We start from the raw sequence: 14970 nt of genomic DNA, 5'->3' as shown, positions 1-14970 counted from the left end.
GGTTTGTTCAGGTGTCGGGGAGTTCGCCGGCCTTGATCGCGGTGACGAACTCGCACTCACGTTCCTGCCGCGATGGCAGTGATCATATCGATGGACTGGGCCGGATTCAGGGCTGACGACCGCAGGTAGTCGAAGACGAGCCCGTAGCCATCCGGTCCGGTTTCCTGCTCCGGATGGTGACTGATCGTCAGGAGCCCCAGAAGCACTGCCGGGCGCCGCCGCGGGCGCGCCCGCTCCGGTTCGAGCTGCTCCCCGACTCCCTCCGGCTCGAAGTGCACGACGCGGACTCCTCCCTCCCCGCGGCGCGCGGCACCATCGCCGAAACCGACGAGGCCGGTCGGGGGCTCCAGCTCGTCCCGTGCGTCGCCACCCGCTGGGGCTGTCGCCCGCGTGAGGGCGGCATCGGCAAGGTGGCGTGGGCACTGATCGGGTGGGCTTCACCAAGCCCACCACCTTCGCCGGGCTCTCCGACGCCCTCGACGCGCTCCGCGCCGGCCTCGCGCTGCTCCCGCTGGACGCTGACCAGGCTGTCGGCTCGCCGGCCGGTTCGACCCCTGGGCCGTTGGGGAGCTCGCCCACCGGCTGTACCACTTCGGCGCGGTGGGGGGCGGTCGCGTTCGTCGGGCTCGATCCCCACCCGATCCACCTGCGTCGGGCCACGGCTCCCGAGTGACCGGATAAGAGCGTTTCTGTTCGGCCATCAGTCATGACGCATGGGGTAGTCGGTGCGAACTCGACCACGTGTGGCGGGCCGCTGTTAGGCTGCGCGCCTGAATACGAACTCTCCACGATGTAAAAGGACTTGGAAGAGAAGGTAAAGGACCTCGCCTTCGCCACCGCCGCCGACACCCGAGGAGCCACGTGAGGCCCGAAGACGTCCCCCTGCTGTTCCAGGAGCTGGCCCGCGAGTTCGCCGACGTGACCGACATGTCGGTGGCGGCGACCGGCTCGTTGGCCCGTGGAGACCATCGCACGGGGTCGAGCGGCGACATCGTCTCCAACCTCGACCTGGTCCACGTCGTGGCCGAGGACGCGGACGTGCCGCAAACCCGTGCCGTGGTGGGACGGAAGATGCGGCGGATCTCCGACGCCTTCCGGATCGAGACGACGTCCGTCATCGCCAGGCTTCCGGCGTTCCGGCGGGCCGGCCACGCCCACTACCGGATCAGCATGCGGCCCGAGTGGTTCTGCGACGGCCTCGGGCTCGGGCCGGACGCCTTCTCCTGCCCCGGCCACGACGAGGACGACCCGCGTACGGCGTTGGCCTGGATGATGCAGCCCGTCCCGTACTACCTGGCGAAGGCGACGATCCTGGACCCGACGACCAACCTCGCCAAGGCCCGCAGGGCCGCGATGCGGCTGGCCGACCGGTTCGACCTGGCGCAGATACGCGACGACCTCGACAACCTCCCGCGCGCGTTGCGCAGCCTGATCGCCGAACGCGGCGTCACCCCGCTCGAATCGACCGCCCGCTACCTCGACGCGCCCACGCATCCCGCCATCGCGCAGCTCGTCCGCGACGCGGTCTTCGTCGAGGGCATGGGGCTGTCGTCCGCCGACTCGATGGTCATCCTGCTGCCGTCCGCGCCGAACTGACCGACACCTCCCGAACTGACCGACCCTGGAGAGCATCCCATGTCCACCCGGCAGCACGTGGAGATCCTGCCCCCGCACCCGTTGCGGGCCGGCTACGACAGGTCCCTGGAGCGCGGATCGACAGCCGACGACTTCCAACGGCGCCTGGAGCCGGCCAACTTCAACCCGGTCTACCTCGCCGCCCTGGCCGAGCGGGTCGAACAGGCCCTGCGCGAGGACCCGGCGGACGAGACCATGCGGTGGCGCCTGGCGTTCCTGCTGCTCCAGAACAACGCCACCGCGGCCGCCGTCGAACGGGCCGAGGAACTGCTCACCGGTGCCACCCTCCCACAGGCCCGGCGCCTGGCACACCTCGTGGCCGGGATCCGCAGCCGGGCCGGCCGGTCGCGTACGGGCCGTCGCGTCCGGCGGGTCAACTGGTCGATCAACAACCGTTGCCCGATGTCCTGCCAGGGCTGCTACAACCCGTTCGCCGCGGAGCAGATCGACCTCGCCCAGGCCCGGCGGATCGTCGGGAAGCTGGCCGCGCACGGCACCAGCGACCTGGTCCTGGCCGGCGGCGACCCGCTGCTGTGGCCGCCGATCTTCGACGTGGTCGACCACGCCGTCGAGGTCGGCCTCAAGGTCGGCCTGGACACCACCGGCTACACGCTCACCGCCGAGAAGCTCGCCCGGCTGCGGGGGCTGTCCTCGCTGCGGCTGCCGCTGGACGCCGTCACCGCGGACGTGCAGCGCGCCTTCCGCCGCAGCCCGGACGCCGACCTCCTCCGAGCACTCCTGGACTCCCTCGCCCTGTGCGACGCCGAGGGCTTCGACCGGGTGCGGGTGCACACCGTGGCGAGCGCCGAGAACCTCCACCAGCTGCCCGAGCTCGCCGCCGAGATCATGTCCCACCCCTCGGTCGCCCAGTGGGTGATCTTCCAGTGGTGGGGCCGCCGGGCGTCGCCGGCCACGGTCCGCAGGCTCGGGGTGGCGGTGGAGGACGTCCGCGCGGTCGTGGAGGGGATCCGGCGCGACCACCCGGGCCGGGAGATCCACCTCGCGGAGAGCAGCGAACGGGAGCTGCTGAACTGGATGATCCAGTCGAGCGGGCAGGTCGTCACCTTCGGGTCGGGCGCGGAGGAGGAGTTCATCCTGGGCAACCTCCTGACCGACGAGGTCGAGGAGATCCTGACCCACCCGATCCTGGACTTCGAGGCGATGTCCCGCGGGATTCCGGTCACCCCGGGGACGGTCTTCCCCCGTGCCGACGGGGCCGTGCTGCCGACGGAGGACTGAACCCGCTCCTTCGCCCTCCTTCGATGGGGGCCGTGACGCGCGACAGCGCGCTCCCGGAACGGGTGCGCCGCCGGCAGGCACCACGTGCTGTGCGGTGCCTGCCGGCGGCGATCGGATCAGGCGGCGAGCAGGTACCAGCCCCCGAGGCCGCTGCACATGCTCGCGTTGTAGGTGCCGGCGCGGAAGCCGGCCGGGACGGGCTGGTAGGGGCACATGTACTCGCCGACGCGGGCCAGTTGCTGGTACCACGAGCCGATGTTGCCGCAGCCGGAGTTCATGTGGCCGGTGAGCACGTAGCCGGGCGGGATCGGCGAACCGGCACAGGTGTACTGGCCGTCGCGGGCCAGCTCCAGGAACCAGTAGTCGATGCCGCTGCAGCCGGTGGCGTTGTGGAGGGTGATCACGTAGCCGGGGGGAATCGGCGAGGTGGCGCAGGTCCAGATGCCGTTCTGCACGGGCTGGATGTACCAGGCACCGGCGTTGTTGCACCCGCTCGGCTGACGCTGGGTGATCACGTAGCCGGCAGGTATGGGCGTACCGGGACAGACCCACCCGGGCGACGCCTGGACGGCGGCGACCGGTGCCGCCACCGGTGCCGCACCGGCCGTGCCGGCGGCTGCGCCGGTGAGGACGGCCACCAGCAGGGTGACCACCCCCGCCGCGGCGGCGAGCCGGCCCCGGACTGCCGCCATCCATGAACGACCGAGCACGTGGCGATACTTGATGTTCACTTCTCACCGGTCCAATCGACGGGTCCGCGAAGCGCCGCGCGAGGGCCGTGCGGCGCCGTGCTGCGGAGCTGGACCGACCCTAGTCGGACAAACGGCGGGTCGGTCGGCGCCGGAAAGATACATGACAAACCTGGCCGGAAACCGTTCCGGGATCCACCGGTCACTGTCCGTCCCTGCGGAGAGTGCGAGGGCGGGCCGCCGGGACGGCCTGCCGACCGGCCCGGCGCCGGGCCGGCTGACGAGGTCGATCCCCTGGCTGATAACGGAACGGTTGCGGAGCCCGCCCTTCCCGTGCCCGGGGCTTGACGGCACGGGGAGGGCGGGCGTTTGCTGTGTCCGCTCGTTGGAACCTGTTTGGTTCTGGTTTGTTTTGTGTGTTTGAACGTTCAAACCGTGTCGGGCCACCCCAGCCGCACCCGCCACACCAACCCCACCCCCTTCGCATCACAGCCTTCCGGCGCCACCCCACCGAGAGGAATGCAATGTCACACCTTTCCCGTCGCGACCTTCTCCGCGCATCCGGAGCCGGCCTGCTGGCCGTCGCCGCCGGCGGCACCCTCGCGGCCTGCGGCGGCGGCTCCGGCTCGGGAGGCGCCTCCGGTGGGGACGCCGACACCGGCACGATCACCGTCTGGTCCTGGGCCACCGCCGCCGACGCCCTGCGCGGGATCGTCCCGGCCTTCGAGAAGGACAACCCGGGGATCAAGGTCGACGTCCAGGACATCGGCGAGCCCGCCATCTGGGACAAGATCACCGTCGGCATGGCGGCCGGCGGCCAGGGCCTCGGCGACGTGCTGCACATCGGCTGTGACTACCTGCCCGGCTACATGGAGAAGTTCCCCGGTGGCCTGGCCGACCTCTCCTCGTTCGGTGCCGACGCGCACAAGGACAAGTTCGCCAAGGGGCTGTGGCCGGTCGTCTCCGGCAAGGACGGCCACGCCTACGCACTGCCCTGGGAGGTCAACCCGCTCGGCTTCTTCTACCGCAAGGACTACTTCGACAAGGCGGGCATCGACCCCGAGTCCCTCGCCACCTGGGACGACCTGCTGGCCGTCGCCGACCGCTTCAAGGCCGCCAACCCCGGCATCGCCCTGATCGGTCTCAACCGGGCCGCCAACCCCACCCCCGACCTGGACTTCCTCCAGTCCCTGATGCAGCTCCAGGGCGCCTTCTACTTCGACCTCCAGGGCAAGATCACCGTCGGCTCGGAGGCGGCCGTCCGCGCCCTGACCATCGTCAAGCGGCTGGACGAGGCCGGGCTGATCGGCGACACCCCCGGTGTCCAGAGCTGGCCGCCCGTGATGAAGACCGGCAAGCTCGCGGTGGCCGCGATGCCCGCCTGGGTCGCGCACTACCTGGAGAAGAAGTTCCCCGACCAGAGCGGCAACTGGCGGCTCACCAAGCCCCCGGCGGTCACCCCCGGCGGCAAGCGCACCGCCCTGGTCAACTCCACCCACCTGGCCGTCGCCTCCTCCAGCCCGCGCCGCCGCGCCGCCTGGAAGTTCGTCGAGTACGCCGTCACCCGCCCCGCCTCGGTGAACGCCATGTTCAACGCGGGCGGCGTCTTCCCGGCCCTCACCGAGGCCTACACCGACCCGCTGTACGCCGCGCCGAGCGCCTACTACGGCGGCCAGCCGGTGCTCAAGACCTTCGCCGACCTCGCCACCGACGGCGGCGACCCCACCAACTACTCCGGCGACTACGCCCGCGCCCTCAAGCTCGTCAGCGACGCCCAGGTGAAGGTCCTCCTCAAGGGCGCCGACCCGGCCGCGGTCCTCCAGGACGCCGCCAAGCAGCTCGCCCAGCAGACCGGGCGCGGGATCGCATGAGTGCCGCCAGCCCGCCCGCCGCCTCCACGAGAGCATCCGCAGGGCTCCGCCGGGCCCGCCGGCGCCGCGCCGCCGTGCCGTACCTGCTGCTCGCCCCCGCCCTGATCACCTTCGGCGTGTTCAAGGCCTACCCGGTCATCGACTCGCTGCTGCTGTCCTTCACCACCGGCTCCGGCTCTGCGACCCACAACGCCGGTATCGCCAACTACCGGCGCCTGCTGGACGATCCGCTGTTCTGGACGGCCCTGCGCAACACCGGTGAGATCCTCATCGTGCAGGTCCCGCTGATGCTCGGACTGGCCCTGCTGATGGCCGTCGGCATCAACTCCGCGCTGGTGCGCTGGCGTACGGTGTGGCGGCTCGGCGTCTTCATGCCCTCGGTCACCGGCCTCGTCGCCACCGGCGTGATGTTCGCCTACCTGCTCAAGGGCGACGACGGCGCGGTCAACTGGCTGCTGAACGCCGTCGGCCTGCCCTCCGTCGACTGGCTGGGCCAGCCCGTCTGGGCCCGGATGGCCGTCGTCCTGGTGCTCACCTGGCACTACACCGGCTACAACGCCGTCATCTACCTCGCCGGACTCCAGTCCATCCCGAGGGAGTTGTACGAGGCCGCGATGGTCGACGGCGCCGGACCGATCCGCCGCTTCACCTCCATCACCGTCCCCGCGCTGCGCCCGGTGCTGCTGTTCACGGTCGTGCTCTCGACCATCGGCACGCTCCAGCTCTTCGACGAGCCGTACGTGCTGACCGGCGGCGGGCCGGACAACGCCACCCTGACCGTCTCCATGTACCTGTACCAGAACGGTTTCCGGTACTTCGACTTCGGCTACGCCTCCGCCATCGCCTACGCGCTCACCCTGCTCGTGTCGGTGCTCGGCGCCGCCCAGATGCGCCTGATGGGAGAGCGCGAGAAGTGACCTCCAAGACCGTGACCTCCGAGACCGTGACCTCCCAGGGCGCGCCCGCCAGGAACAGCGCGCCCCGCAAGAAGAACGCGACCCTCAAGAAGCTGCGCGGCTGGCCGCTGACCTTCTTCCTCGCCGGCATCACCGGGCTGTCGATCGCCCCCTTCTACTGGCTCGTGGTCTCCTCCACCCGCAAGGACACCGAGGTGTTCGACTGGCCGCCGAAGCTGCTGCCCGGCGGGGCCCTCGGCGAGAACCTGAGCCATCTGGAGCAGAAGATCGGTCTGCTCCGGGTGCTCGGAAACTCCCTGCTGGTGGCCGGAGTCCAGACGCTGGGTGCCCTCGTCGTGGCGCTGCTCGCGGGCTACGCCTTCGCCAAGTTCCGCTTCCGCGGCCGCACCCTGCTCTTCGCCCTGCTGCTCTCCACCCTCGTGGTGCCCGAACAGGTCGTGCTGGTGCCGCTGTTCAAGATGATGATGGAATTCGGCCTGCTGGACACCTACCAGGCGCTGATCCTGCCCGGCCTGTGCGTGCCCTTCGCCATCTTCCTGATGCGGCAGTCGCTGAGCAGCCTGCCGGACGAACTCCTGGACGCCGCCCGGGTCGACGGCGCGGGCGAACTGCGGGTGCTGTTCAGCGTGGTGGTGCCGGTCATGCGGCCGGTGCTGGCGGCGCTGTCGATCTTCCTCTTCCTGGGCTCCTGGAACCAGTTCGTCTGGCCGCTGATCGCCCTGCGCAGCCCCGAGATGCACACCCTGCCGGTCGCCCTGGCGACGCTGCACGGCAACAAGTCCAACACCGACTACGGCGCGATCCTCTCCGGCACCGCGCTGTCCACCCTGCCGATGATGGTCCTCTTCCTGGTCCTCCAGCGGCAGTTCATCTCCGGCCTGCTGGCCGGCGCCACGAAGGGCTGAGCATGACCGAGAGCACGAGCGGCACGACGAGCACCGCCACGACCGGCACGAGCACGGCCGAGGTCTGGGAGCCGCACGCCCCCACCGCCGCCGGCGGCCTGCGCCCGCTGTACGCCGAGGGCCTGGACCTGCGGGTGAGCGGGACGGGCACGGCCCAGGGCATCGCCGACGGGGTCGTGGAGGTGACCGCCGAGGGCGCGGGCGAGGTGCGGATCGAATGGCGGGTGCCCTGCGTCGACGCCACCGCCCTGTGGACCCCTGAACCGCGCGGCACCGGCTGGCTGCCCGCCGCCTGGAGCGCCCCGCGCCGCACCTCGCTGGCCAACGGCGCGCCGATCGCGGCGCTGGTCGGCACCGGGGATGTCGCCCTGTGCGCCTTCGCCGCCGGGCGCCCGGACGTGCTGGCCGGGGCCGGGGTGGTCGAGGAGACCGGCGAGTTCCGGTTCTGGGCCCAGGCCACCGACCGGCTCACCGTCCGGATTGACACCTCCCGCCGGCACTTCGGCCGCGCCCTGGCCGACCTCGCCGCCTGGTGGGGCGAGGGCCGCACGGCCGACATCCCGGAGGCCGCCCGCCGCCCCGCCTACTCCACCTGGTACTCGATGCACCAGGACATCACGCCCAAGGGCGTCGAGACCCAGGCCGCGCTCGGCAAGGAGCTGGGCCTGGACGTCATCATCGTGGACGACGGCTGGATGACGGCCGACCGCACCCGCGGCTACGCCCACTGCGGCGACTGGGAGCCGGTCTCGCTGCCCGACACCGCCGCCCACGTCCAGCGGGTGCACGACCTGGGTGTGCGCTACATGCTCTGGTACGCGCTGCCGTTCATCGGCAAGGACAGCGCCGCGTACCGGCAGATCGGCCACCACGTGCTGGCCGACGCCGCCCACATGGGCGCGATCGTCGCCGACCCGCGCCAGCCCGAGGTCCGGGCCTTCCTCACCGACCGGCTCGCCCGGGCCGTCGAGGAGTGGGGAATGGACGGCCTCAAGGTGGACTTCGTCGACTGGTTCGCCCGCGTCGACGCCCCGCCGGCCGGCCCCGGCGCGGACTGCGAGGGCGTGGACGAGGGCGTGGAGCGGCTGCTCGCCGAGATCCGCCGCCGGATCACCGCCGCCGACCCGGAGGCGATGATCGAGCACCGCCAGCCGTACGTCAGCCCCGGCCTGTGGCCGTACGCCACCATGATCCGCGCCACCGACTGCCCGCTCAGCCCGCAGGAGAACCGGCAGCGGACCATCGACGTGCGGCTGGCCGCCGGGCCCGTCCCGGTCCATGCCGACATGCTGATGTGGCACCAGGGCGAGCCGGCCGAGCAGGTCGCCTGCCACCTGATCAACGTGCTGTTCTCGGTGCCGCAGGTCTCCGTCGACCTCGCCACCCAGACCGAGGCCCAGCGCGAGGCCATCGCCTTCTGGCTCGGCGTCTTCCGTGAGCACACCGCCACCCTCCAGCTCGGCGAACTGCTCCCGGCCCGCCCGGACCTCGGCTACCCGATGGTCACCGCGCGCGGCACCGGCACCGTGGCCGTCGCCCGCTACGCCGCGCTGCCGGTCGACGCCTCCGGCGACGACTGGCGCACCCTGCTGGTGGCCAACGCCGACGCCGACCCGGACGTCCGGCTCACCGGCGGCCGCGGACAGGCGGCGGTGACCGTGCAGGACGCCCGGGGGCGTATCGTCCGGCAGGTCGAGGTCGAGCTGGACCGGGCGGACACGATCGCCGTGCCGCGCGGCGGGCTGCTGACCCTGCGCCGAGCCTGACCCGCTCGGGGCGCCGGACCGGCGCCGGCACCCGTCCTGAGCCCCGACCACCCCTGGAGAACCGCATGCCCGAGGGACCGCGCCGGCCGCGCCGCGGCGCCACCACGATCGAGGAGGTCGCCCGGGCGGCCGGGGTCTCCCGGCAGACCGTCTCCAACGCGCTCAACGCACCGCAGCGGGTGCGCCCGGAGACGCTGGAGCGGGTGAACGCGGCGATCCGCGAACTCGGCTACCAGCCCGACCAGTCGGCCCGCTCGCTGCGCAGCGGCGCCCGGCGCACCATCGGCTACCTCGCCCCGGTGGACGACCCGCTCGACCCCAACCCGCTGATGGCCGGCTTCCTGGAGGCCCTGGTCGACGCGGCCGGGGCGGCCGGGCAGCGGGTGCTGCTGTTCCGGCCGGGGCAGGGCACGGCCGACCCGGTGGCCGCGATCGACGAACTGGTGGCGGCCCGTCAGGTGGACGGGCTGGTGCTGGCGGACGTGCTGCACGAGGACGTCCGGATCGCCCATGTGGCCCGGCTCGGCGTCCCGTTCGTCAGCTTCGGGCGGACCGGGCCGAGAGTGCCGCAGCACTGGGTGGACATCGGCAACGAGGCGGCGATGGCCGAGGTGGTGAGGCACCTCGCGGCACTCGGCCACCGCCGGATCGGCTACCTCGGGGCCGCCGAGGAGCTGCCCTGGATGGCGGCGCGGCGGGCCGGGTTCCTGACCGAGGCGCGGCGCCTGGGCCTGTCCGCGGTGGCGACGGGCGGTGCGGAGACGGCCGCGGCGGGCTCCGTGGTGGCGTCCGTGAGGGCGCTGCTGCGCGGGCCCGACCGGCCGACCGCCTTCGCGGCCGGCAGCGACCTGCTGGCGTTGGACCTGTCCGAGGCCGTCCGGGCGGAGGGGCTGGTGGTCGGGCCGGGCGGGGTGGCCGTCACCGGGTTCCACGACACGCCGCTCTGCCGCCACCTCCACCCCGCGCTGACCTCGGTCCGGCTGCCGCTGCGGACGATCGCCGCGGCGCTGGTCGGCCGGCTGCTGGACCAGGTGCGCGGGGAGGCGACGCCGGCGCAGGGGCTGGAGCTGCCCACCGAGCTGGTGGTGCGGGGGAGTTCGGGCCGGTCCGGCGGGGCGCAGCGATCCGGCTGGTCGGGCTGGTTCGGTTAGCCGGGCCGGTTCGCGGGGTCCGTCGTCGGTGCCACGATCAGCTCGCCGACCAGCCGCGCGGCGGCCGCCCGCTGCTCGGCGGGCAGGGCGTCGTCGGTGACCAGGATGTCCAGCTGGTCCAGGTCGGCGAAGGAGGCCAGGCCGACCGCGTTCCACTTGGTGTGGTCGGCCACCACGACCACCCGGTGGGCCGAGCGGAGGAAGGTGCGGTTGGTCTCCGCCTCGGCCAGGTTCGGGGTGGTCAGCCCGGCCTCGGGGGAGAGGCCGTGGCAGCCCAGGATCAGCAGGTTGACGTGCAGGGAACGGATCGCCTGGTCGGCCACCGGCCCGACCAGGGCGTCCGAGGGGGTCCGTACGCCACCGGTGCGGATCACCGTGGCGGTGGCGGGGGTGCCGTCCTCGGCGGGTTGTTCCAGCAGCTCGGCGATCCGCAGCGAGTTGGTCACCACGGTGAGTCCCTCGACCCCGCGCAGGTGCCGGGCCACCGCGAAGGTGGTCGTCCCGCCGGCCAGCCCGACCGCCGAACCCGGCGGCACGAGCGCGGCGGCGGCCAGGGCGATCGCGTCCTTGGCGGGCAGCTCCCAGTTCGCCTTGGTCTCGAACCCGGGCTCGCCGGTGGCGGGAGCGTCGACCCGTACCGCGCCGCCGTGCACCTTGTGCACCAGGCCGCGGCGGGCCAGTGCGTCCAGGTCGCGCCGGACCGTCATGTCGGAGACCCCGAGGTCGCGGACCAGTTCGGTGACCCGGACCCCACCGCGCGCGCGGATCTGCTCCAGGATCAGCACACGACGCTGTCCGGCGAGCGGTTGGGCGCTGTCAGCCATCGGGAAGCCCTCCTCCGACCACTTCCGTGAGTGGTCCTGGTGGATAATGTTTGAGATTGTAGCTTTCTGTTGATTCCAATGGCTTCACTCAGAGGAAGAAGGGCCATGCCCGGGACGTCCCTGACCCAGCCCACCGTCAGGACCGTGAACACCCTCGCGGACGGTCGGCAGCTGATCTACTACGACAGCGGTGCCGCCGCCCCCCGGTGCGCGGTGGACGAACGGCCGCTCGACCCGCAGACCCCCGGGTCCGAGGTCCGGCTGGACCCGGCCACCGGCGACTGGGTCACCATCGCAGCCCACCGCCAGGCGCGCACCTACCAGCCGCCGGCCGAGGAGTGCCCGCTCTGCCCGTCCCGGGACGGGCGGCTCAGTGAGATCCCGGCCGAGGACTACCAGGTGGCCGTCTTCGAGAACCGCTTCCCCTCACTGGCCGGCCCGCCCGCCGAGCCCCTCCGGGCGGCCGAGGGCCTGTGGACCAGCGGCCCCGGCGCCGGGCGCTGCGAGGTGGTCTGCTTCACCGCCGACCACGAGGCCTCCTTCGCCGACCTCACCCCCGAACGCGCCCGGCTGGTCCTGGACGCCTGGACCGACCGCACCGCCGAACTCACCGCGCAGCCCGGCGTGCGGCAGGTCTACTGCTTCGAGAACCGCGGCGCCGAGATCGGCGTCACCCTCGCCCACCCGCACGGCCAGATCTACGCCCTGCCCTTCACCACCCCGCGCACCGCCCGGATGGCCGCCCGCGCCGCCGAACACCGCGCCACCACCGGCCGCAACCTCTTCGACGACCTGCTCGCCGCCGAACGCGCCCACGGCGACCGCGTCGTCCTCGCCGGGACGCACTGGACCGCCTTCGTCCCGTTCGCCGCCCGCTGGCCGTACGAGGTGCACCTGTACCCGCACCGCCGGGTGCCCGACCTGACCGCCCTGGACGCCGAGCAGCGGGACGAATTCCCTTCCCTCTACCTGGAGTTGCTGCGCCGCTTCGACCGGCTCTTCGGCGCCGGCCGCACCCCGTACATCTCCGCCTGGCACCAGGCGCCCGCCGGGCAGCGGGACGAACTCGCCCTGCACCTGGAGCTGTTCACCATCCGCCGCACCGCCGACAAGCTCAAGTACCTGGCCGGGGTGGAGTCCGGCATGGATGCCTTCGTCAACGACGTCACCCCCGAGGACGCGGCCCGCCGGCTGCGGGAGGTCGCCGCATGAACACGTTCGCGCAGCTGTACGGCGGGCCGTCCGAGGGGGAGTGGGCCGCCCCCGGCCGGGTGAACCTGATCGGCGAACACACCGACTACAACCTCGGGTTCGTCCTCCCGATCGCCCTGCCGCAGACCGTCCGCGCCGAGGCCGCCCGCCGGACGGACGGGCTGCTGCGGCTCTGGTCCGCCCAGGGCGGTGAGCTCGTCGCGCTCCGGGTCGAGGACCTCGCCCCGGGCTCCGTGCCCGGCTGGGCCGGCTACCCGGCCGGGGTGGCGTGGGCGCTGCGCGAGGCCGGGCACCAGGTCGGCGGGGCGGACCTCCGGCTGGACAGCGACGTGCCCAGCGGCGCCGGGCTCTCCTCCTCGGCCGCACTGGAGTGCGTCGTCGCCGCCGCGTACAACGACCTGTACGGTCTGGGGCTCCCGGCCGCGGAGCTGGCGGTGCTGGCGCAGCGGGCCGAGAACGCCTTCGTCGGTGTGCCCTGCGGGATCATGGACCAGATGGCCTCGATGTGCTGCCACCCCGGGGCCGCACTGTTCCTGGACAGCAGGGACCTGTCGATGCGTCAGGTGCCGGTCGACCTCGCGGGCGCGGGCCTCGCCCTGCTGGTCCTGGACACCCGGGTGAAGCACGACCTCGGGGACGGCGCCTACGCCGCGCTGCGGGCCGGCTGCGAACGTGCCGCCGCCCTGCTCGGGCTGCCCGCGCTGCGCTCGCTCCAGCCGTCCGGGCTGGATGACGCGCTCGCCCGACTCCCTTCGGAACTGGTTCCGCTGGTGCGGCACGTGGTCACCGAGAACGCCCGGGTGGAGGCCGCCGTCGCCCGACTGGACGCCGGCGACCCCGCCGCGCTCGGCCCGATCCTCACGGCCGGGCACGCCTCGCTGCGCGACGACTACCGGGTCTCCTGCCCGGAGACCGACCTCGCCGTCGAGGCCGCCCTGGCCGCCGGCGCCCACGGCGCGCGGATGACCGGCGGCGGCTTCGGCGGCTCGGTCATCGCCCTGGTGGACGCCGACGCGGCCGAGCACGTCGCCGCCGAGGTCACCGCCGCGTTCCGCACGGCCGGGTACGCCGAGCCGCGCACCCTCACCGCCGTCCCGGCGGAGGGGGCGCGCCGGCTCCGGTGACTCAGGCCCGGTGGGCGGCCGGGCGCTCCGGGGAGGCCTCCGCGAGCGCCCGGGTCACCGCCTCGGTGCCGGCACGCAGCCCGTACACCGGGGTGGCCGGCTGCTGGCGCCAGGACTCGTCGATCCCGCCCGCGTCCACGGTGTCGAAGCCCAGCTCGTCCACCAGCGCACGGACCACCCGCTTCGCCGCCTCGTCGTCCGACGCGACCGGCACGGCGATCCGCTCAGGATCGCCCGCCGGGCGCGGGCGCTCCAGCAGGTCCTGCGCGTAGGTGCCGTTGAACACCTTCACCACCCTGTGGCCGAGGTGCTGCTCCGTCCACCGGCTCTCGGTGAGACCGCCGTCCTCGATCGCGTCGATCCGGCCGTCGCGCTCCTTCGGGTAGTAGTTGCCGGTGTCGATCACCGCGACGCCCTCGGCGGCGCCGTCCAGCAGCCCGGCGGGCAGGTCCGGCACGTTCTTCAGCGGCACCGTCACCACCACGACCTGCGCCCCCCGGGCGGCCTCGGCGACCGTCACCGCCTTCGCCCCGGTCTCGTCGACCAGCGCCTTGAGCGTCTCCGGGCCACGGGAGTTGGCCACCGATACCTCGTGCCCCAGCGCCGTCAGCCGACGCGTCAGGTTGCCGCCGATGTTGCCCGCGCCGATGATGCCGATCTTCATGTGAAGTCCCTCTTCGCGAGTGCCGTATTGGACCGTCGCCTTGGCCCAACCACCCGTTGACCGCCCCGATTCCCGGTCGGCAGGGTGGTTTTCCCGGACCTACGGTCGAAGCGGGTCTGGTACCGCCCCGGCGTGCGTCGAGAGGGTGAACGCCATGAGCCACACTTCCTCCCACTCCACCGTCCTCGCAGACTCCACCGTCCTCGTCACCGGCGGTACCAGCGGCATGGGCCTCGCCACCGCCCGCCACCTCCTCGGCACCGGTACCCGGGTCGTCGTCACCGGCCGCGACGACGCCCGCCTCGCCCGCGCCGCGGAACAGCTCGACGCCGGCGACCGGCTGCTCACCGTCCGCGCCGACGCCTCCGTACCGGCGGACCTCGCCCGGCTGGCCGACACCGTACGGGAGCGGTACGGCCGCCTCGACGGCGTCTTCGCCAACGCGGGCGTGGCCGGCTTCCAGCCGGTCGGGGACGTGACGGAGGCCGAGTTCGACCGGGTCGTCGCCACCAACCTCAAGGGCGTGTTCTTCACCGTCCAGCACGCCCTGCCGCTGTTGGACGCCGCCGGCGGCGGCTCGGTCGTCCTCAACGCCTCCTGGACCCCGCACCGCGGTCTGCCCGGCGCCGCCGTCTACGCCGCCACCAAGGCCGCCGTCCTCAGCCTGGCCCGCACGCTCGGCAGCGAACTGGCCGGGCGCGGCATCCGGGTCAACTCGGTCAGCCCCGGCTACATCGTCACCGAGATGTTCCACGCGGCCGTCCCGGACCCGGCCGACCACGAGCCGATCCGCGGCCACGTCCCGCTCGGCCGGCTCGGCACCGCCGAGGACGTCGCGCAGGCCGTCGCCTTCCTGCTCTCCGAGCGCTCCTCGTACATCACCGGACAGGACATCGTGATCGACGGCGGGCTCGTCCCGGCCTTCCCGTCCCTCACCGGCTGACCGCCCGGCTCCGCCGTGCCTGGTCCTGGC

14 protein-coding genes and 1 pseudogene are annotated in these 14970 nt (G+C 72.8%); 11 read left to right on the top strand and 4 right to left on the bottom strand.

All coding sequences use genetic code 11. The features are described from left to right. Nucleotides 1-56: 56 nt before the first annotated feature. Nucleotides 57-278, bottom strand: coding sequence for a hypothetical protein (locus ACFU7Y_RS24285; protein WP_224274498.1), 222 nt, complete (start codon nucleotides 276-278; stop codon nucleotides 57-59). A 137-nt stretch (nucleotides 279-415) separates the two neighbouring features. Here ACFU7Y_RS24285 and ACFU7Y_RS24280 point away from each other — a divergent pair, with 137 nt between their 5' ends. The 3 genes from ACFU7Y_RS24280 to ACFU7Y_RS24270 all read left to right on the top strand — a co-directional run bounded on the left by ACFU7Y_RS24280 (nucleotide 416) and on the right by ACFU7Y_RS24270 (nucleotide 2874). Beyond that, nucleotides 416-673, top strand: coding sequence for a hypothetical protein (locus ACFU7Y_RS24280; protein WP_380769632.1), 258 nt, complete (start codon nucleotides 416-418; stop codon nucleotides 671-673). Nucleotides 674-861: 188 nt separating this feature from the next. Then, on the top strand, nucleotides 862-1596 hold the full coding sequence (locus ACFU7Y_RS24275) for a hypothetical protein (protein ID WP_224274495.1): 735 nt from the start codon (nucleotides 862-864) through the stop codon (nucleotides 1594-1596). Nucleotides 1597-1635: 39 nt separating this feature from the next. Beyond that, nucleotides 1636-2874, top strand: coding sequence for a radical SAM protein (locus ACFU7Y_RS24270; RefSeq protein ID WP_380769631.1), 1239 nt, complete (start codon nucleotides 1636-1638; stop codon nucleotides 2872-2874). 116 nt (nucleotides 2875-2990) lie between these two features. Here the strand turns inward: ACFU7Y_RS24270 and ACFU7Y_RS24265 are convergent, their stop codons facing one another. Beyond that, the gene (locus ACFU7Y_RS24265) at nucleotides 2991-3566 is read right to left on the bottom strand and encodes a hypothetical protein (protein ID WP_380769630.1); all 576 of its coding nucleotides are present in this window, start codon (nucleotides 3564-3566) and stop codon (nucleotides 2991-2993) included. Between the two features lie 521 nt (nucleotides 3567-4087). On the opposite strand from ACFU7Y_RS24265, the gene ACFU7Y_RS24260 reads away from it, so the two are divergent. The 5 genes from ACFU7Y_RS24260 to ACFU7Y_RS24240 all read left to right on the top strand — a co-directional run bounded on the left by ACFU7Y_RS24260 (nucleotide 4088) and on the right by ACFU7Y_RS24240 (nucleotide 10173). After that, nucleotides 4088-5434, top strand: a complete 1347-nt coding sequence (locus ACFU7Y_RS24260; protein WP_224274489.1) for a sugar ABC transporter substrate-binding protein — start codon at nucleotides 4088-4090, stop codon at nucleotides 5432-5434. Then, the gene (locus ACFU7Y_RS24255) at nucleotides 5431-6351 is read left to right on the top strand and encodes a carbohydrate ABC transporter permease (RefSeq protein ID WP_224274487.1); all 921 of its coding nucleotides are present in this window, start codon (nucleotides 5431-5433) and stop codon (nucleotides 6349-6351) included. Before ACFU7Y_RS24260 ends, ACFU7Y_RS24255 begins: the two co-directional genes overlap by 4 nt. Next, complete coding sequence (locus ACFU7Y_RS24250; protein ID WP_224274480.1) at nucleotides 6348-7256, top strand: carbohydrate ABC transporter permease; 909 nt, start codon at nucleotides 6348-6350, stop codon at nucleotides 7254-7256. The genes ACFU7Y_RS24255 and ACFU7Y_RS24250 overlap by 4 nt, the downstream gene beginning before the upstream one ends. 2 nt (nucleotides 7257-7258) lie before the next feature. Next, the gene (locus ACFU7Y_RS24245; RefSeq protein ID WP_380769629.1) at nucleotides 7259-9022 is read left to right on the top strand and encodes a glycoside hydrolase family 36 protein; all 1764 of its coding nucleotides are present in this window, start codon (nucleotides 7259-7261) and stop codon (nucleotides 9020-9022) included. A 65-nt stretch (nucleotides 9023-9087) separates the two neighbouring features. After that, nucleotides 9088-10173, top strand: coding sequence for a LacI family DNA-binding transcriptional regulator (locus tag ACFU7Y_RS24240; RefSeq protein WP_380769628.1), 1086 nt, complete (start codon nucleotides 9088-9090; stop codon nucleotides 10171-10173). Here ACFU7Y_RS24240 and ACFU7Y_RS24235 read toward each other — a convergent pair. Next, entirely contained in the window at nucleotides 10170-10997 is an 828-nt protein-coding gene (locus ACFU7Y_RS24235) for a DeoR/GlpR family DNA-binding transcription regulator (RefSeq protein WP_224274474.1), read from the bottom strand. The two genes, ACFU7Y_RS24240 and ACFU7Y_RS24235, sit on opposite strands and share 4 nt — an antisense overlap. A 105-nt stretch (nucleotides 10998-11102) precedes the next feature. On the opposite strand from ACFU7Y_RS24235, the gene galT reads away from it, so the two are divergent. Then, nucleotides 11103-12209 (top strand): galactose-1-phosphate uridylyltransferase, encoded by a 1107-nt coding sequence (gene galT, locus ACFU7Y_RS24230; protein ID WP_224274473.1) that lies wholly within the window; start codon nucleotides 11103-11105, stop codon nucleotides 12207-12209. Then, entirely contained in the window at nucleotides 12206-13333 is a 1128-nt protein-coding gene (galK, locus tag ACFU7Y_RS24225; RefSeq protein ID WP_224274471.1) for a galactokinase, read from the top strand. Before galT ends, galK begins: the two co-directional genes overlap by 4 nt. Nucleotide 13334: 1 nt before the next feature. On the opposite strand, the pseudogene ACFU7Y_RS24220 reads toward galK, so the two are convergent. Further along, a pseudogene (locus tag ACFU7Y_RS24220) lies at nucleotides 13335-14042 on the bottom strand (NADPH-dependent F420 reductase); the annotation flags it as partial. Nucleotides 14043-14151: 109 nt separating this feature from the next. Between ACFU7Y_RS24220 and ACFU7Y_RS24215 the strand changes: the two are divergent. Further along, nucleotides 14152-14940 carry an SDR family NAD(P)-dependent oxidoreductase gene (locus ACFU7Y_RS24215; protein WP_224274468.1) on the top strand — a complete coding sequence of 263 codons (789 nt, stop codon included), beginning with the start codon at nucleotides 14152-14154 and terminating at the stop codon, nucleotides 14938-14940. Nucleotides 14941-14970 lie beyond the last annotated feature (30 nt).

The organism is Kitasatospora sp. NPDC057542 (assembly GCF_042801945.1).
Classification (GTDB): domain Bacteria; phylum Actinomycetota; class Actinomycetes; order Streptomycetales; family Streptomycetaceae; genus Kitasatospora.
The sequence above is the reverse complement of the archived record's forward strand: the minus strand, read 5'-3'. Positions and strand labels throughout refer to the sequence as shown.